The sequence below is a fragment of the Streptomyces sp. NPDC059828 genome (genome assembly GCF_042731955.1).
Lineage (GTDB): Bacteria > Actinomycetota > Actinomycetes > Streptomycetales > Streptomycetaceae > Streptomyces.
The window spans coordinates 105,485-123,500 of the sequence record NZ_JBHWIW010000007.1 but is presented as its reverse complement, the minus strand read 5'-3'; the positions used below and the strand labels follow the sequence as shown (position 1 = coordinate 123,500).

Genomic DNA, 18,016 nt, shown 5'->3' with positions numbered 1-18,016 from the left:
GTCCCGGCCCTTCGGAAGTAGTGCGGAGTTCTTCACTTCAAACGGTAGGGCGATACGCCGTCGATGGCGTTTGTCCGGGGTGGAGTGGTCGCCGTGGCGCTCCTGCCGCTTTGGCGAGTCAGCCGTGGTGGAACGGGCCTCAGCGGCGGCGTTCCGTACTGACGATGAGGCCGACGCCCGCCACCACGATCGCGCCGCCGACGGCGATCGGCCAGCTCAGCTCCTCGTCCAGGACCAGCACACCGAGGCATACGGCGACGACGGGGTTGACGTAGGCGTAGGTGGCAACCAGCGACAGCGGCGCGGACTGCAGCAGCCAGGCGTACGCCGTGAACGCGATCAGCGAGCCGAAGACCACGAGGTAGGCGAGAGCGGTCCAGGAACGGGCGGACACCTCGGCGAGGACGAACCCATGTTGCTCGCCCCGGCCCAGCCCGACCAGCAGACAGCCGATACCCGCCGCCGTCATCTCGTAGGCGCTCACGGCGAAGGGGTTGGCGGGCATGGGGATGCGGGACGAGGAGAACGAGCCGACCGACCACATCAGGGTCGCCGCGACGACGGTGAGGACGCCCCACAGACGTACATCGCCGCTGAGCCCGGGCAGGGTGAGCACCGCGAGCCCGGCGAGTCCGAGTGCGACACCGCCGTACGCGCCGAGGCCGGGCCGCTCGCCGGAGAGCCTGCGCAGCACCACGACCCACGCGGGGACGACGGCGACGAGGAGGGCGGCGAGCCCGGAGGGCACGGCGGTCTCGGCGAGGACCACGAGGGAGTTTCCGCCGAGAAGGAGCAGCAGACCGACCATCGCGGCGGAGGCGAGCTGGACCGGGGTGGCCTTCAGCGCGGAAGGGCCCTGCCGCCAGGCGATGACCGCGGCGAGCACGAGTCCCGCGGTGAGGAATCGGGCGCCGGTGGACAGGAAGGGCGGCATCGTCTCGACGACGACGCGAATGGCGAGGTACGTCGAACCCCAGACGACATAGACGATGGCGAGCGCGCCCCACACCGCCCCGGATATCCGGCGGCGCACGGGCGTGTCCTCGATGAGTGGGATGGCGGTGGGGGCATCGCCTGCGGGAGCTTCGTTGCCGGGAGCGCGTGGTGTCACGAGGCAGGACTTTAAAGATCAGAGCGCTCGAGTGCCAAGCTTTCTGCCCGACTTCGGGCAGATGAGGGGGAGAACTGTGGGCGGAATGCAGGTCGGACTACTTGGACGCGGGATCGTCATGGAGTCACGCCCGGATCAGGCCCGGTGTGCGGGCGTGGCGCCGACGGTACGCGGCGGGCGATCGGGCGGGCCCGTGCCGTGGCGGCGTCCAGAGCGTCGGCCCCGTTCCCACGAGGGACCGAATTCCACTGGACCGAACCTCTGCGAGGTCACTGGCTTCGGATCCTGACGAGCACGTCGTGGATCGCCGCTGCGGTGGCAGGACGCCGCCGCAGGACGCGCACAGTCGGGGCCGCCCGGCTTTCCGATGTCCGAGGGGACCGCGTGGCCTACGGCGCGGCAGGCGGCGCGGTGTCCCCCGTGGCCTTGAGCGCCAGCCACAGCTCCATGCGGACATCCGGATCGTCCAGCGAGCGGCCGAGGATCTCCTCGACCCGGCGCATGCGGTAGCGCAGGGTGTGCCGGTGCACGCCCAGGTCGGCAGCCGCCGCGTCCCACTGTCCGTGGTGGGAGAGCCAGGCCCGCAGTGAGGCGACCAGGTCGCCGCGGCCCGTCGCGTCGTGCTCGTACAGGGCGCGCAGCATCCCGTCGGCGAAGGCCCTCACGGCGTCGTCGGCGAGGAGCGGGAGTACGGACCCGGCAGCCAGCTCCTCGTGCTCGACCAGGGCGCGGCCACGGCGCCGGGCGACGGAGAGCGCCTGCTCGGCCTGCTTGTACGCCGAGGCTGCGGCGATCGGCCCTGACGGGGCCGACAGACCGACCACGATGCCGGAGTCCTCGGCCTTCCGCTCGGCGTAGGTCTCACAGCCGCTCAGCACCGCTCCCCCGTCGGCGGCGAGCACGACGAGCCGGCCGTCACCCTCGGGGACGGCCAGCACCGCCTCGCCGGACCGCGCCGCGGCGGACTCCAGCGATTCGGCGAGTGCGGGCAGTGCGGGAGCGGCAGCGGGGTCCGGTTCGCCCGCCCGCTCGGCGATCAGCAGCCGGAACGGGGCGTCCAGCAGCCCCCCGTACAGGTCCCCGGCCACCGCGCGTGCGTGGTCGGGCTGCCCGGAGAGCATCAGCCGCAGCACCGCGGCGCCGAGGCGCTGCTCGGCGGCCTGGAGCGAACGGGAGCGCTCGGTGGTGAGGGTGAGGAGGGCGACCGCGGAGTGCACCGCGTACCGCTCAGCGGTACCCAGGGAAGCGCCGGTGCCCACGGCGAGCACGCCCCGCACCCGCCGCCCGGTGCCCAGGGACTGGAGCTCCACCCGGTCCTCCGTACTGCCGACCACCGCGCTTGCGGGCGCGGGCCGCTCACGCAGTCGCCGCACGTCGCCGGTGAGCCGTGCCGCGCGCCGGGCGGCCCATTCGGGTGCGGCGGCCACGACCGAACCCGAAGCGTCGTAGAGCGCGGCCCAGCCGTCGATATGGGCGGCCAGCCGTGCCAGCAGCGCGGCGGGGCCGTCGAAGAGCGCGGCGCGGGTGAGCTCGCGCTGGACCTCGAAGCCCGCCGTGACGGCGCGGTACTGGTCGGCGGCGATGGCTGCGGAGACGGCCTTGCTGATGGCCAGGAACGGTGTGCGGCGGGGCACTTCGAGCAGCGGGAAGTCCGCTTCGCGCGCGGCCCTCAGAAGGGCCTCGGGGATGTCGTCGTAGGTGACGCCGACGGCGAAACCGAGCCCGACGACCCCCGCACCGTCAAGCCGCCGCACATAGCGCCGCATCGCTTCGTCGTCGGCGGCGTCCAGCGTCATCGCGGTGACGAGCAGCAGCTCACCGCCCTCCATGTAGGGCACGGGGTCGGCGAGCTCGCTGACGTGCGCCCAGCGCACGGGTGTTTCGAGACGGTCCTCCCCGGCGCGCACGGTCAGCTTCAGCGCGGAGTGCTGGACGAGCGAGGCAAGGGTGACCGGCATGGGACCGCGGGCTTTCGGCAGAAGAAGTTTTTCGCCGTCCCGTATGAACGGCATAGCTCGATTCTGCCAGGGCGTACGAGTACGTGGGGCACCTGCCTCCCTAACCGGTACCTGGCTCAGGTGCGGTCACCGGCACCCGAGTCAGGTGCGCAGATCGACCAGCACCGGCGGCGAGTGCTCGCCCCGCACCGACGTCAGTGACAGCACCGCGTGCCCGGCGGGCAAGGAGTGCGCGAGCTCGGAGGCCGACCAGCGCTGCCGTTCGACCTCGCGGACCGTGACCGCCTCGGCGGTGGCGTTCTTCCCCGTCACCAGCCGTCGCATGAAGTGCAGCGCCTTGGTGAGCGGCTCGTCCGAGATGATCTGCCGGTTGGTGACGTCCCGGGTCTGCACCCATTCCGTGCCCCAGGCCTCGGCGAAACGCCCTCCGTCCCAGGGCCCGAGCCCGGCGAAGGCCATCCGGCAGCCGACCGCGCCGAGCAGCGATCCGCGCAGCGCCTCGGGCACGTCCTCCAGCGTCCGCATCGCCAGCACCACCCCGGCGTTCGCCGAGCGCAGCCGCTGGATTGCCCTGACCGCGTCGGCTGTGAGGGTGTGGGTGGCGTCGTCGATGACCAGGCAGGCGAAGAGCGAGCGGTCTGCGCGGCCCAGTGCGGCCTCGGTGAACTGGGCGAGTACCAGCCGGGCGATGATCCGGGACGCTTCCGCGTGCCCCCGCTCGGGCAGGTCCACACGGACCCGCAGCGGGTGCTCGATGGCCCGCAGCGAGAACTGCCGGTCCGCCTCACAGGTGCGGAAGAACCGAGCGAAGGCGGGACGGTCGAGGAACGCGATCCGCTCGGCGAGCAGCACGCCGATGTCGTCGGAGCGCTCCGACTGCCGCTCGCGGGCGTCGAGCTCCCGCAGCTGGGATGCCTCCTGGGCCGTTTCGAGAGCGCCCCGCAGGGCGCGGAGGGCCTCGGGCGAGCCGCCGACGAGATCCCGCAGCTCGGGTACGGCGGGGAAATGGCCGTAGGCACTGCGGTACGGGCCGATGAGCTGGGCCAGCGCGGTGGCCGCCCGGCGGCTGTCGACGGTCAGGTCCCCGACCAGCGCCTCGGCGAGGACACGGGCGGCCTCGTCGGGGTCGTCGGCGCCGCCGTAGAGATCGAGGTCGTGGGTGGAGTCGGGCCGCCCGGGGGCGATGACCAGGTCGAAGGCCTCGTCGGGGCCGAGCGCCGCGCCCTGTGCGGCGACGGCCACCACGGCGGCCCGGTTGGTGAGCGCCTGGAGGCACATCGCCTCGACCACTGGGCGGACCAGGCGCACGGTCTTCCCGGACCCGGAGGGGCCCACCGCGAGCAGCGAGGTGCCGAGAACGGCCGGCTCGAGAGCGACGCCGGTGGTGCGGCGGGCGTAGGGGTTGCGGGGGTGGTCGGCGGCGGTGCCGATCCTGACCTGGTGGGCCAGCAGATCATGCCGTGCGGTGCGTACCGGCAGGTCGCGGACCCCCGACGGATGGGTGAACGCGGCAGCACCCCGTCGCAGTGCCGTGTCCGTAAATGCGCCAAGGCGCGACGGGTCGGCCTGCACGGAGTGCCAGGAACGGCGGATGCGGGCGAAGTCGACATCGTTCATCCGGCCAGCCCGGATCTCCTCCGTGAGGCGGTCCGCAATCGCTTGCTGTCCCGCGCCGCGCAGGTCGGCCCATCCGCCGGGACCGTCCTGATTTCCAGCAGTCGCAGGTGCCGGACCGGGCTCGCGAGGCGTACGCAGCGCCCCGAGCACCGGGAGCAGGAAGCGGCGCGCCAGCTCCGGCCAGTGGCCGAGCCGCCCAAAGAAGACGATCATGCCGATGAGCAGCAGGAGATCGATCGCGCCTCCGATCAGGCCCTTGACCACCGCCTCGTCGGACAGCTTGACCAGGGCCCCTGCCCAGTAGTGGGGGTCCAGCCAGTACGGGATGTAGTAGTTGTCGTAGAGCGACCAGAGCAGAAGCGCGGAAAGCAGCGAGATCAGCGCTCCGGTGAGAAGCCGTGCGGTCGGAATCGGCTCCGGCTCCTGCTCCGGCCGCGGCCGGTACCCGAACCGCCACACCCCCGGCCCGGCCTGCGGGCGGGGTGTGCGCAGCCACTCGGCGAGGGAGCCGCCGATGGCCGGGGCGGGGGCGTGTGCCGGGGCAGGGGGCACGGACGGCATCGCCGGCATGGGCGGAGGCCCCGCGGGGCGCGGCACTGAATGTGAGCCGCCCGTACGCGTGCCACGTGCGTCGTAGGTACCGTCGGTGTCCATGAACCCTGCCCCCTGACCAGCCAGGACCTCGTCTGTGCCACCGTCAATCTAGTGGCACGCCGCGGGGAGTTCAGCGATCCGCGCGTACGCGGGTACGCCGCGGGCTGGCCCGGCACGGGTGCCCTCCGCGGAGCAGTCGATGTGCTCTATGTCCGTGACGGACAACGACACGCCTCCACCACTCCCGAACGGAGCATGCCGGACCCCCTGGAGCGGACCTAGCCTGCGAAGAAAGAAGAAGTGCGTCCGAAAGACACCCCAGGAGCCCCCATGACCGACATCCCGCAGGAGCGCCGCGTCGTCACCGCCATTCCCGGCCCGAAGTCGCAGGAGTTGCAGGCCCGTCGTCTCGCCGCGGTCGCGGGCGGCGTGGGCTCCGTGCTGCCGGTGTTCACCAGCCGCGTCGGCGGCGGCATCATCGAGGACGTCGACGGCAACCAGCTGATCGACTTCGGCTCCGGTATCGCGGTGACCTCCGTGGGCGCGTCCGCCGAGGCCGTCGTACGCCGGGCATCGGCCCAGCTCCAGGACTTCACCCACACCTGCTTCATGGTCACCCCCTACGAGGGCTACGTGGAGGTCTGCGAGGCGCTCGCCGAGCTGACCCCGGGCGACCACGCCAAGAAGTCCGCGCTGTTCAACTCGGGCGCCGAGGCCGTCGAGAACGCCGTCAAGATCGCCCGTGCGTACACCAAGCGCCAGGCGGTCGTCGTGTTCGACCACGGCTACCACGGCCGCACCAACCTCACCATGGCGCTGACCGCCAAGAACATGCCGTACAAGCACGGCTTCGGCCCGTTCGCGCCCGAGGTCTACCGCGTCCCGGTCGCCTACGGTTACCGCTGGCCGACCGGTCCGGAGAACTGCGGCCCCGAGGCCGCCGCCCAGGCCATCGACCAGATCAGCAAGCAGATCGGCGCCGAGAACGTCGCCGCGATCATCATCGAGCCGCTCCTTGGCGAGGGTGGCTTCATCGAGCCGGCCAAGGGCTTCCTCCCGGCGCTCGTGAAGTTCGCCAACGACAACGGCATCGTGTTCGTCGCCGACGAGATCCAGTCCGGCTTCTGCCGCACCGGCCAGTGGTTCGCCTGTGAGGACGAGGGTGTCGTCCCCGACCTGATCACCACCGCGAAGGGCATCGCCGGCGGTCTGCCGCTGGCGGCCGTCACCGGCCGTGCCGAGATCATGGATGCCCCTCACGCGGGCGGCCTCGGCGGTACGTACGGCGGAAACCCGGTGGCTTGCGCCGGTGCGCTCGGCGCCATCGAGACCATGCGCGAGCAGGACCTCAACGGCAAGGCCAAGCGCATCGAGGAGGTCATGAAGGGCCGCCTCGCAGCCATGCAGGAGAAGTACGAGATCATCGGCGACATCCGCGGCCGCGGCGCCATGATCGCCATCGAGCTGGTGAAGGACCCGGCCAGCAAGGAGCCGAACCCGGAGGCCGCCGGTGCGCTCGCCAAGGCCTGCCACGCCGAGGGGCTCGTGGTGCTCACCTGCGGCACCTACGGCAATGTGCTCCGTTTCCTGCCGCCGCTGGTGATCGGCGAGGACCTCCTGGGCGAGGGCCTGGACATCATCGAGGCGGCGTTCGCCGGGGTCTGAGACCACCGTTCCGGAGGGTGACTCCGCGTAATCGCGCGCTCTCTGTGAAGAAGGTGTGGGGGGCCGATGGCGGGATGGCGTTACGCCTGTCGGTCCCCCTCCTGCTGCCGTACGGTTTCCGCAGATGAGAGAAACACCCCGCTCGCAGGAGACTGCGGGCGACTTCAGGCCGGAGCCTCCCCAGCCCCGTCCTGGCCGTGCCCTCGCGCACACCACCGGAGTCACTGGCTCCGGAACTCCTCACCGATCGGACGGCCGCCCGCCCCAAACCCCCCGGGGCGCGCGGTGCACCGGTCAGGACGACCGCCTCGGAGCCAACCCCCCTGTTCCGGGGCGGTCGGTTTTTTCCCGGGCAGTCGCCGGAGCCCTCTGCGCCTCGATCGCGCTCTTCGTGCTCCTCACCTGGCAGATCGCCGCACGCGGGCCGCTACGCACCCTGGACGAGCGATTCAGCCGGGCCGTCGTGGGCGCAGGCCCGGTCCAGGTCACCGAGTTCCTCGCCGACCTCGGCAACATGCAGGTCGCGCTGCCGGTGCTGGTCGTTTCCGCCGCTTGGGCCGCGTACCGCCGCCGACGGGCCGAAGCGCTGGCCGCCCTGCTCGCGATGGCCCTCGTGCCGGCCCTGGTCGCCCCCCTCAAGGCACTGATCGGCCGCCAGGGTCCGCTCACCGGCGGCGAGACCGGCTACTACCCGTCGGGCCATGCGGCGACGGCGGTGGTCGCCTACGGTGCGGCGGCCCTGCTGGTGACCGGATGGCTGCGGAGGCGGGCACTGCTCGGGGCTGCGGCCGCGATCCTCGGCACCGGCGCCGGGCTCGTCCTTCGGGGGTACCACTGGCCGCTCGACGTGCTCGGCAGCTGGTGCCTGGGCGCGGTGCTGCTGATCGCCGCAGTGGCTGCGCCACGGGCCCGGGCCGGGGCCGGGACCAGGGCCAGGGGCAGGGGCAACGGAAGTACCTGACGCCCCGGGCCCGTCAGCCCGTGGAACGGCTCTCAGCTGTCGAAGCCGAGCCCCATCCGGTCCATCGCCCGCAGCCACAGATTGCGCTTTCCGCCCCGCTCGTCCGCCCGGGCCAGAGACCACTTGGTGAGACCGATACCGGCCCATGCGACCGGCTCCGGCGGGAACGGCATGGGCTTGCGGCGCACCATCTCCAGCTCGGTGCGCTCGGTGCGCTCACCGGAGAGCAGATCGAGCATCACCTCGGCGCCGAAGCGCGTCGCGCCCACGCCGAGCCCGGTGTAGCCGGTGGCGTACGCGACCTTGCCGCCGTGCGCCGTGCCGAAGAACGCGGAGAAGCGGGAGCAGGTGTCGATCGCGCCTCCCCACGCATGGGTGAAGCGCAGACCCTCCAGCTGCGGGAAGCAGGTGAAGAACTGTCCCGCCAGCTTCAGATAGGTCTCCGGGCGGTGGTCCCGCTCGGCGGTGACACGGCCGCCGAAGGGGTAGATGGCGTCGTAGCCGCCCCACAGGATGCGGTGGTCCGCCGTGATCCGGAAGTAGTGGAACTGGTTGGCGCTGTCGCCGAGTCCCTGGCGCCGCTGCCAGCCGATGGCGTCCAGTTGGGCGCCCGACAGCGGCTCGGTCATCAGCGCGTAGTCGTAGACCGGGACGATGTACGGGCGCAGCCGCTTGACCAGTGACGGGAAGACGTTCGTGCCCAGCGCGACCTGCCGGGCGAAGATCCGGCCGTACGGGGTGCGCACGGCCGCTTCGGCCCCGGACGAGGAGAGCTGGAGGGCGCGGGTGTTCTCGTAGATGCGCACGCCTAGGTTCAGGCAGGCCTGCTTGAGGCCCCAGGCCAGCTTCGCCGGGTGCAGCATGGCGACCCCGGTGCGGTCCCACAGCCCGCCGAGGAAGGTCGGCGAATCGACCTCGGCGCGCATCGCGTCGCGGTCGAGGAGTTCCATACCGCCGGCGAGGCCGCGTCGCTGGGCCTCCTCGTGGAGCTCGTGGAGTTCCTCGAGCTGGTGCGGCTCGGTGGCGACGTCGATCTCGCCGGTGCGTTCGAACTCGCAGTCGATGCCGTGGGTGGCGACCGCCTGCTCGATCGCGTCGAGATTGCGGGCGCCCATGTCCTCGAGCCGCGCCATGTCGTCCGGCCAGCGGGCGAGGCCGTTGCTCAGGCCGTGGGTGAGCGAGGCGGCGCAGAAGCCGCCGTTGCGGCCCGAGGCGGCCCAGCCCACCTCGCGGCCCTCGATCAGGACGACATCCCGACCCGGGTCGCGCTCCTTGGCGATGAGCGCGGTCCACAGTCCGCTGTAGCCGCCCCCGACGACGAGCAGATCGGTCCGCTCGTCGCGGGTGAGTGCGGGCAGGGCGTCGGGCTTGCCGGGGTCTTCCAGCCAGAAGGGGACGGGCTGGGCGTCGGAGAGTGATGAGGCAAAGGTCATGGCTGCTGGGGCCATGGTTTCCACTCCTTCGGAGCTCGCCCCGGGCCGGTCGCGGCCCCGGGCCTTGCATTACCGGGTGTCACTTGGACAGTGCGGACTTCTTCCGCCGGTTGGTGATGACCTGGGCGGTGACCACGACGACCACGGCGATGGCGAACATGGCCGTACCGATGACGTTGATCTGGACGGGTGTACCGCGCTGGGCCGAGCCCCAGACGAACATGGGGAACGTGACGGTGTTGCCCGAGTTGAAGTTGGTGATGATGAAGTCGTCGAACGACAGCGCGAAGGACAGCATCGCGCCGGCGGCGATACCGGGCGCCGCGATCGGCAGGGTGACCCGCAGGAAGGTCTGGACGGGGCCCGCGTAGAGGTCCTTGGAGGCCTCCTCCAGCCTCGGGTCCATCGACAGCACGCGTGCCTTCACCGCCACCACCACGAAGCTGAGGCAGAACATGGTGTGCGCGATGAGGATGGTCATCGGGCCGAGCTCGGCGCCCAGGTTGAGGAAGAGGGTCAGCAGCGACGCGGCCATGACGACCTCGGGCATCGCCATCGGCAGGAAGATCAGTGAGTTGATCGCGCCACGCGCCCGGAAGCGGTAGCGGACCAGCGCGAACGCGATCATCGTGCCGAGGATGGTGGCGCCGATGGTGGCCCAGAGCGCGATCCACAGGGACAGGCTCAGCGAGTCGCACATGTCGGCGACACCGCACGGGTCCTTCCAGGCGTCGAGGGAGAACTGCCGCCAGGAGTAGTTGAACCGCCCGGCGGGTTTGTTGAAGGAGAACACCATCACGATGATGTTCGGCAGGATCAGATAGGCGAGCGTCAGCAAGCCCACGATCACGACGAGATTGCGTCGTATCCAGCGCACCAGACTCATCAGACCAGGTCCTCCGTCCCTGCCCGGCGGATGTAGACGGTCACCATGATCAGCACGACCGCCATGAGGATGAACGACAGCGCTGCCGCGGTCGGATAGTCGAGCACCCTCAGGAACTGCGACTGGATGACATTGCCGATCATCCGGGTGTCGGTGGAGCCGAGCAGTTCGGCGTTGACGTAGTCACCGCTGGCCGGGATGAAGGTCAGCAGGGTTCCGGAGACGACGCCGGGCATCGACAGGGGGAAGGTGACCTTCCTGAAGACCGTCGACGGGTTCGCGTACAGATCTCCCGCCGCCTCGTGGAGCCGGGGGTCGATCCGCTCCAGGGACGTGTACAGCGGAAGGATCATGAACGGCAGGAAGTTGTACGTCAGACCCGTGACGACCGCGAGCGGGGTGGCCAGCACCCGGTTGCCCTCGGTCATCCCCAGCCAGCTGGTGACGTCCAGGAAGCCGATGGTGTTGAGCACGTCCACCACCGGGCCGCCGTCGGCGAGGATCGTCTTCCAGGCGAGCGTGCGGATCAGGAAGCTGGTGAAGAACGGGGCGATGACCAGCACCAGCAGCAGATTGCGCCAGCGGCCGGCCCGGAACGCGATGAGGTAGGCCAGCGGATAGCCGAGCAGCAGACACAGGACCGTGGCCGTGCCCGCGTAGAGCAGGGACTTCAGGAACTGCGGGTAGTACTCGGTCAGCGCGTCCCAGTAGGTCTGGAAGTGCCAGGTGACCTTGAACCCCTGCTCCAGGGAGCCGGTCTGCACCGAGGTCGACGCCTGGTAGACGAGCGGGAGGGCGAAGAAGACGATCAGCCACAGGATGCCCGGCAGCAGCAGCCAGTACGGCACCAGCGACCGGCGCAGCGACGGCTTGCGCTCCACCGGGCCCGGCTCCGGCCCGGGCTCAGGCGGCGCCGCGGTGGCCTGGGAGGCGGTCGTCATGCTGCCTCCTCCACGGTCTCGACACCGGCGTCGATGTCCTGGGCGGCGTCGAGGCCGAAGGTGTGCTCCGGGTTCCAGTGCAGGACGACCTCGGCGCCGGGGATGAAGCGGGCGTCCCGTTCCACGTTCTGCACGTACACCTCCAGCTCCGGGCATACCGGGCTGTCGATGACGAACTGGGTGGAGACTCCGATGAAACTGGAGTCGGCGATCTTTCCGGTGAAGCGGTTGCGGCCCTCGGGGATGCTGCCCGCGTCGTCGGCGTGTGCGAGCGAGATCTTCTCGGGCCGTACGCCGACGAGCAGCTTGCCGCCCGCGCGGGGCTGGGTGGCGGAGCGTCCGGCGGGCAGCCGCAGCTTGGCGTCCGGGGCGCTGACGAGGATGTCGTCGCCGCTGATCTCGACGACCTCGGCCTCGATGAGGTTGGAGGTGCCGAGGAAGTTGGCCACGAAGGTGGTCTGCGGATTCTCGTAGAGCTCGGCGGGGGCACCGAGCTGCTCCACCCGGCCGCCGTTCATCACCGCGACCGTGTCGGCCATGGTCATGGCCTCCTCCTGGTCGTGGGTGACATGGATGAAGGTGATGCCGACCTCGGTCTGGATGCGCTTCAGCTCCAGCTGCATCTGGCGGCGCAGCTTGAGGTCGAGGGCGCCGAGGGGTTCGTCGAGCAGCAGCACCTGCGGGTGGTTGATCAGGGCCCGGGCGACCGCGACACGCTGCTGCTGGCCGCCGGAGAGCTGGTGCGGCTTGTGCTTGGCCTTGTCGCCGAGCTGGACGAGTTCGAGCATGTCGTCGACCTGCTTCTTCACGGACTTGATGCCGCGGCGGCGCAGTCCGAAGGCGACGTTCTCGTAGACGGTCAGATGCGGGAAGAGGGCGTAGCTCTGGAAGACGGTGTTGACCGGGCGCTTGTACGGGGGGAGGTCCGTGACGTCCCGGTCGCCGAGGAAGACGGTGCCCGTGGTGGGGTCCTCGAGTCCGGCGATCATCCGCAGGGTGGTGGTCTTGCCGCAGCCGGAGGCGCCGAGCAGGGCGAAGAAGGAGCCCTGGGGCACGGTCAGGTCGAGCGGGTGCACGGCGGTGAAGGAGCCGTAGGTCTTGCCGATCCCGGAGAGTCGGACGTCGCCGCCCGCGGTCTTGTCTGTCATGGGTCGCGGTCCCGGTGGTCTAGGGCGAGCAGGGAGCAGAGTTGAGCAGGAACGTTTAGGCGCCGATGAGCTTGGTGAACTTCTCCTCGTACGCCGTCTCCTCCTTGCTGCTCAGGGAGCGGAAGGAGTGGGACTTGGCGGCCATGGCCTTGTCCGGGAGGATCAGCGTGTTCTTCGCGAGCTCCGGGTCGATCTTGGCAAGCTCGGGGCCCACGCCCTCGACCGGGCACACATAGTTGATGTAGGCGGCGAGCTGGGCCGCGACCGGGAGCTCGTAGTAGTAGTCGATGAGCTTCTCGGCGTTGGTCTTGTGCCGCGCCTTGGCCGGGACCAGCAGGTTGTCGCTGGAGGTCATGTAGCCGGCGTCAGGGATCACGAACTCGATGTCGGGGTTGTCGGTCCGCAGCTGGACGAGGTCGCCCGCCCAGGCCAGACAGGCGGCGATATCGCCCTTGTCGAGGTCCGACGTGTAGTCGTTGCCCGTGAACCGGCGGATCTGCTTCGTGTCGACGGCCTTCTGGACCCGGGCGATCGCCGCGTTGTAGTCGTCGTCGGTGACCTTGGCGGGGTCCTTGCCCATGTCGAGCAGGGTCATGCCGATGGTGTCGCGCATCTCGGACAGGCACGCGACCTTGCCCCTGAGCGACGGGTCGTCGAACAGCTGCGAGACGCTCTCGATCTTGCGCCCGCCGGTCGCCTTGGTGTTGTAGGCGATGACGGTCGAGATTCCGGTCCAGGGGTACGAGTAGGCCCGCCCCGGGTCCCAGTCGGGGCTGCGGAACTGGGGCGAGAGATGCGCATAGGCGTTCGGCAGGTTGGAGGCGTCGAGCTTCTGCGCCCAGCCGAGCCGGATCATGCGGGCGGCGAGCCAGTCGGTGACACAGATCAGATCGCGCCCGGTGTCCTGCCCCGCGGCCAGCTGAGGCCTGATCTTGCCGAAGAACTCGACGTTGTCGTTGATGTCCTCGGTGTACTTGACCTGGATCCCGGTGCGCTTGGTGAACGCGCCCAGTGTGGGACGGGCCTTCTCGTCGTCGCTGACGTCGATGTACTGCGTCCAGTTGGAGAAGTTGAGCTGCTTCTCCTGCGCCGAGTGGTCGTCGGACGCCGCGGCGGCGTCGCCCTCCCGCTTGGCCGCGGGGATCCCGCAGGCGTTCAGCGCGCCCATGCCGCCGATGGTGAGCGCGCCGACACCGGACGCACGCAGCAGGGACCGGCGGGAGAGAGCGCCCCTGCCGTTGCTCGTACTGCGCCGTATCGCGGCCTGCTGGGCCGCCGAGAGCTGCTCGGGCTGGTACTGCTTCATGCGCTGTGCCCTTTCGGGGGGATCGTGTGCCCTATAGGGGGTTCTTTCGCCGCTGAAGCTGCGGCTGGGCCGCGCGGCATGGGCCGCTCGCCGATTGCCGTAGGCCGGTTACCGGTCTCCGAAGATCGTGCGGTGCCAGTCCTTCCTGACCACCGCGGTGTTGTCGTACATCACGTGCTTGACCTGCGTGTACTCCTCGAAGGAGTAGACCGACATGTCCTTGCCGAAGCCACTGGCCTTGTAGCCGCCGTGTGGCATCTCGCTGATGATCGGAATGTGGTCGTTGACCCAGACACAGCCCGCCTTGATCTCGCGGGTGGCCCGGCCCGTGCGGTACACGTCGCGACTCCAGGCGGAGGCGGCGAGGCCGTACGGGGTGTCGTTGGCGAGCCTGATTCCCTCGTCGTCCGAATCGAACGGGAGGACCACCAGCACGGGGCCGAAGATCTCGGACTGGACGACCTCGCTGTCCTGGGCAGCCCCGGCGATCAGCGTCGGCAGGTAGTACGCGCCCTTCTCCAGGTCACCGCCGGGCGCCTGGCCCCCGGTGACGACGGTGGCGTACGAACGGGCCCGGTCCACGAAGCCGGCGACGCGGTCGCGCTGGACGTGTGAGACCAGCGGACCGAGATCGGTCGCGGGGTCGAGGGGGTCGCCGATCCGAACGGTCGCCATCAGATCGGCGACCCCGGCGACGAAGGCGTCGTAGAGCGGACGCTGCACATAGGCACGGGTGGCCGCGGTGCAGTCCTGGCCGGTGTTGATCAGTGAGCCCGCGACGGCCCCGTGAACGGCGGCCTCCAGGTCGGCGTCGTCGAAGACCACGAAGGGCGCCTTGCCGCCGAGCTCCAGGTGGAGCCGCTTGACGGTGGCCGTGGCGACCTCGGCGACGCGCTTGCCGACGGGTGTCGAGCCGGTGAACGAGGTCATGGCCACGTCCGGGTGCCCGACGAGGTGCTCGCCCGCCTCCCGGCCGGCGCCGTTGACGATGTTGACGACACCGTCCGGGATCCCGGCCTCGGAAGCCGCCTGGGCGAACATCAGGGAGGTCAGCGGGGTGATCTCGGCGGGCTTGAGGACGATGGTGTTGCCTGCGGCGATGGCCGGGAGGACCTTCCAGGCCGCCATCTGGAGCGGGTAGTTCCAGGGCGCGATGGAGCCGACGACACCGATCGGCTCGCGGCGTACGTACGAGGTGTGGTCACCGCTGTACTCACCGGCCGACTGGCCTTGGAGGTGGCGCGCGGCCCCGGCGAAGAAGGCGGCGTTGTCCACCGTGCCCGGCACGTCGAACTCGCGAGTCAGCTTGATCGGCTTTCCACACTGGAGGGACTCGGCCTGGGCGAGGTCCTCCGCCTGCTCGGCCAGCACGGCGGCGAAGCGGTGCAGGGCGTCGGAGCGCTCGCCTGGGGTGGCACCCGCCCAGGCCGGGAACGCCTCACGCGCGGCGGCGACGGCCGCGTCGACGTCCGCCGTGCCGGCCAGCTCGTATGCGAGGACCTGCTCTCCGGTGGCCGGGTCCACGACCGTGTGGTGGCGTCCCGATGCACCCGGCCGCAGTCGGCCGCCGATGTACTGCGCGCCGTCCGCGAAGCGGTCCTGTGCCTGGAAGCGGTTGACCATGACGCTCTCCGTTGTTCCAGCTCGAAGTGAGTGCCGATCCTGGCAGAGGGATGGTTCTCCAACAAGGGATTCCGTAGTTGCCTTTTGGTTACGCGACGGATTCGGTTGACCATGTGTCGCATCGGGGTGCCAATCCCGATACGGAGTGTCAGTGGCGGCTGTCACACTCGCGTGCATGGAAAGCACCTGGAGAACCGCCGAGTCCCTGATCGAGCGGATCAGGGGCGGTGAGCGGTTGAAGTTTCTTTACTTTTGGGGCCACACAGCGCGCCACGACGGCGAGATAGGGCCCGCCTGTCTGAGTCAGTGGTGGCCGTCGCCGTTCACCGCGGATGGAATCGAGTATGCGACCGCCGAGCACTGGATGATGGCCGGAAAGGCACGGCTCTTCGGCGACACGGAGGCGGAGCGGCAGGCGCTGGAGGCGCCGAACCCCGCGCTCGCGAAGAAGGCGGGGCGGCTGGTGCGCGGCTACAGCGAGGAGATATGGGAGCGCGAGCGCTTCGCGATCGTGGTCGCGGGCAGCGTGCACAAGTTCTCGCAGGACCCGCGGCTTCGCTCCTACCTGCTGACCACCGGTGACAGAGTGCTGGTGGAGGCGAGCCCCATGGACCGGATCTGGGGCATCGGGCTGGCTGCGGACGACGAGCGGGTCCGTGACCCGGCGCGCTGGCGGGGGCGGAATCTGCTGGGCTTCGCGCTGATGGAGGCGCGTGAGCGGCTGCGGACGGGGGTGCCCGTGCCTGCCTCCGGCGACGAGGGATAACCAGGCGGGGCAGGGAGACGGGCGCCCGTCTGATCGGACGGGCCGGACGGTGTGAGGGACCGCCCGGCGGCCCGTCCGTCAGCGGGAGGCGTCGGAGACGACCAGGGTGGTCGCCCAGGGGTCCTCGTCGACCTCGCTGTCGTATTTGTTGTCGTCCCAGCGGTCGTGGTTCGCGATCGCCCAGGCGAAGAACGCGAGAATGGCGGCTCCCAGGACGATCCCGACGGAACCGAGGATGATTCCTGCGAGCGCCTGGCCGTTGTTCGTCGCCTCGCCCCGCGCATACCGCTTGCGCCCCAGGATGCCGAAGATCAGCGCCAGCACGCCCAGCACCAGGCTGGGGAGGCCGTAGAAGCAGAAGGTGCACACGGCGAGAATGCCGAGCACCATCGCGGCGGTGCCGAAACCGTTCTGCGACGGTGCGGGCGGCACACCCCAGGAGCCGGTGTACCCCGGGTATCCCGGGTATCCGGACTGCCCGGGAGCTGCCGGGTAGCCGTACCCGGAGGCGACCGGCCCCTGCGCGGCCGGGTAGCCGTACGGACCGGGGGCGCTCTGCCCGGGCCCGCCCGGGGCCGTCGGCGGCGGTGGCACGGCACCGGTTCCCGTGGTGGTGTCCGCGGGTCCGCCCGTACTGCTCGGCGCGCCGGGCACCGAGGTCAGGGTCGGCTGGTCATGCACACCGCGACCGGCCGGCGGCGCGTCCTGGACATCCGCAAGGGTCGGACGCGAGGGGCCCGTGGCCTTGCCGAGGTCGACCCCGCCGGACTGTCCCTGTCCCCCCTGCGGAGCGCTCCGCTCCGGCGGAGCCCATGGGTCCCCCGGCGTATGGCCGCCCGGCAGCTGGTCACTCTGCTCTGACATATGTCGTCCTCCCCCATTGTGAGCTTGTCATGCTACGGGCGCCGCGCAGGGCGGCAGACAGCCCGCCTACGATGATCCCTGACCGGGACAGCCCAGCGCCTACGGAGGACCCGATGACCGATCTGCACCCCTTCATCGCAGGGCTGCCCAAGGCGGAACTGCACGTCCACCACGTGGGATCGGCTTCTCCGCGCATCGTGTCCGAGCTCGCCGCCCGGCACCCGGACTCCAAGGTACCCACCGACCCGGCCGCGCTCGCCGAATACTTCACCTTCACGGACTTCGCGCACTTCATCGAGGTCTACCTGTCCGTCGTGGACCTGGTCCGCACCCCCGAGGACGTCCGGCTGCTGACCTTCGAGGTCGCCCGGGACATGGCCCGGCAGAACATCCGCTACGCGGAGCTGACCATCACGCCCTTCAGCTCGACCCGCCGCGGCATCCCCGAGCAGGGCTTCATGGAGGCCATCGAGGACGCCCGCAAGGCGGCCGAGGCGGAGCTCGGGGTGGTGCTGCGCTGGTGCTTCGACATCCCCGGCGAGGCGGGCCTCGACGCGGCGGAGGAGACCGCCCGGCTCGCGGTCGATCTGCGCCCGGACGGGCTGGTCTCGTTCGGTCTCGGCGGACCCGAGATCGGGGTGCCCCGGCCGCAGTTCAAGCCGTACTTCGACCGGGCCATCGCGGCCGGACTGCACTCCGTACCGCACGCCGGGGAGACGACCGGCCCCGGCACCATCTGGGACGCGCTGCACGATCTGCGCGCCGAGCGCATCGGCCACGGCACCAGCGCCCCGCAGGACCCCGAGCTGCTGGCCCACCTCGCCGAGCAGCGCATCGCGCTGGAGGTCTGCCCCACCTCCAACATCGCCACGCGCGCCGTCGCGACCCTCGATGAGCACCCCATCAAGGAGATGGTCGAGGCCGGTGTGCTGGTGACCATCAACAGCGACGACCCGCCGATGTTCGGCACCGACCTCAACAGCGAGTACGCGGTCGCCGCCCGGCTGCTCGGTCTGGACGAGCGGGGCGTCGCCGCGCTCGCGAAGAACGCCGTCGAGGCGTCCTTCCTCGACCGCGCCGGCAAGTCCCGCATCGCGTCCGAGATCGACGTCTACACCGAGCAGTGGCTGGCGAGGTGAGGCC

The 18,016-nt window shown here is 70.4% G+C and carries 15 protein-coding genes; 5 read left to right on the top strand and 10 right to left on the bottom strand.

Annotated features, from left to right (window positions below; genetic code table 11):
* Nucleotides 1–139: 139 nt before the first annotated feature.
* The 3 genes from ACFV6V_RS06755 to ACFV6V_RS06745 all read right to left on the bottom strand — a co-directional run bounded on the left by ACFV6V_RS06755 (nt 140) and on the right by ACFV6V_RS06745 (nt 5,340).
* Nucleotides 140–1,111, bottom strand: coding sequence for an EamA family transporter (locus tag ACFV6V_RS06755; RefSeq protein WP_385560069.1), 972 nt, complete (start codon nt 1,109–1,111; stop codon nt 140–142).
* Nucleotides 1,112–1,500: 389 nt separating this feature from the next.
* Nucleotides 1,501–3,069: a PucR family transcriptional regulator gene (locus tag ACFV6V_RS06750; RefSeq protein ID WP_385560067.1), complete on the bottom strand. Its 1,569-nt coding sequence runs from the start codon at nt 3,067–3,069 to the stop codon at nt 1,501–1,503.
* A 141-nt stretch (nt 3,070–3,210) separates the two neighbouring features.
* Entirely contained in the window at nt 3,211–5,340 is a 2,130-nt protein-coding gene (locus ACFV6V_RS06745) for an ATP-binding protein (RefSeq protein ID WP_385560064.1), read from the bottom strand.
* Nucleotides 5,341–5,391: 51 nt separating this feature from the next.
* On the opposite strand from ACFV6V_RS06745, the gene ACFV6V_RS06740 reads away from it, so the two are divergent.
* The 3 genes from ACFV6V_RS06740 (at nt 5,392) to ACFV6V_RS06730 (ending at nt 7,906) form a co-directional block, all read left to right on the top strand.
* Nucleotides 5,392–5,562 (top strand): hypothetical protein, encoded by a 171-nt coding sequence (locus tag ACFV6V_RS06740; protein WP_385560061.1) that lies wholly within the window; start codon nt 5,392–5,394, stop codon nt 5,560–5,562.
* A gap of 48 nt (nt 5,563–5,610) precedes the next feature.
* Complete coding sequence (gene gabT / locus ACFV6V_RS06735; protein WP_385560058.1) at nt 5,611–6,945, top strand: 4-aminobutyrate--2-oxoglutarate transaminase; 1,335 nt, start codon at nt 5,611–5,613, stop codon at nt 6,943–6,945.
* Between the two features lie 391 nt (nt 6,946–7,336).
* Complete coding sequence (locus ACFV6V_RS06730; protein WP_385560055.1) at nt 7,337–7,906, top strand: phosphatase PAP2 family protein; 570 nt, start codon at nt 7,337–7,339, stop codon at nt 7,904–7,906.
* Between the two features lie 32 nt (nt 7,907–7,938).
* Here ACFV6V_RS06730 and ACFV6V_RS06725 read toward each other — a convergent pair whose 3' ends face one another.
* The 6 genes from ACFV6V_RS06725 to ACFV6V_RS06700 all read right to left on the bottom strand — a co-directional run bounded on the left by ACFV6V_RS06725 (nt 7,939) and on the right by ACFV6V_RS06700 (nt 15,243).
* Nucleotides 7,939–9,354, bottom strand: a complete 1,416-nt coding sequence (locus ACFV6V_RS06725) for an NAD(P)/FAD-dependent oxidoreductase (RefSeq protein ID WP_385560052.1) — start codon at nt 9,352–9,354, stop codon at nt 7,939–7,941.
* A gap of 64 nt (nt 9,355–9,418) precedes the next feature.
* The gene (locus tag ACFV6V_RS06720; RefSeq protein ID WP_385560049.1) at nt 9,419–10,225 is read right to left on the bottom strand and encodes an ABC transporter permease; all 807 of its coding nucleotides are present in this window, start codon (nt 10,223–10,225) and stop codon (nt 9,419–9,421) included.
* Nucleotides 10,225–11,166 carry an ABC transporter permease gene (locus ACFV6V_RS06715; protein WP_385560046.1) on the bottom strand — a complete coding sequence of 314 codons (942 nt, stop codon included), beginning with the start codon at nt 11,164–11,166 and terminating at the stop codon, nt 10,225–10,227. The genes ACFV6V_RS06720 and ACFV6V_RS06715 overlap by 1 nt, the downstream gene beginning before the upstream one ends.
* Entirely contained in the window at nt 11,163–12,314 is a 1,152-nt protein-coding gene (locus ACFV6V_RS06710; RefSeq protein WP_385560043.1) for an ABC transporter ATP-binding protein, read from the bottom strand. The genes ACFV6V_RS06715 and ACFV6V_RS06710 overlap by 4 nt, the downstream gene beginning before the upstream one ends.
* Nucleotides 12,315–12,369: 55 nt before the next feature.
* On the bottom strand, nt 12,370–13,620 hold the full coding sequence (locus tag ACFV6V_RS06705; RefSeq protein ID WP_385560040.1) for a PotD/PotF family extracellular solute-binding protein: 1,251 nt from the start codon (nt 13,618–13,620) through the stop codon (nt 12,370–12,372).
* 108 nt (nt 13,621–13,728) lie between these two features.
* Nucleotides 13,729–15,243, bottom strand: coding sequence for a gamma-aminobutyraldehyde dehydrogenase (locus tag ACFV6V_RS06700; RefSeq protein ID WP_385560038.1), 1,515 nt, complete (start codon nt 15,241–15,243; stop codon nt 13,729–13,731).
* Nucleotides 15,244–15,418: 175 nt separating this feature from the next.
* Between ACFV6V_RS06700 and ACFV6V_RS06695 the strand changes: the two genes are divergently transcribed.
* Nucleotides 15,419–16,009 carry an NADAR family protein gene (locus ACFV6V_RS06695; protein ID WP_385560035.1) on the top strand — a complete coding sequence of 197 codons (591 nt, stop codon included), beginning with the start codon at nt 15,419–15,421 and terminating at the stop codon, nt 16,007–16,009.
* A 78-nt stretch (nt 16,010–16,087) separates the two neighbouring features.
* Here ACFV6V_RS06695 and ACFV6V_RS06690 read toward each other — a convergent pair whose 3' ends face one another.
* Nucleotides 16,088–16,873, bottom strand: a complete 786-nt coding sequence (locus tag ACFV6V_RS06690) for a DUF4190 domain-containing protein (RefSeq protein ID WP_385560032.1) — start codon at nt 16,871–16,873, stop codon at nt 16,088–16,090.
* A 29-nt stretch (nt 16,874–16,902) separates the two neighbouring features.
* Between ACFV6V_RS06690 and ACFV6V_RS06685 the strand changes: the two genes are divergently transcribed.
* A complete protein-coding gene (locus ACFV6V_RS06685) occupies nt 16,903–18,012 on the top strand; it encodes an adenosine deaminase (RefSeq protein WP_385560029.1) in 1,110 nt (369 codons plus the stop codon).
* Nucleotides 18,013–18,016: the final 4 nt, after the last annotated feature.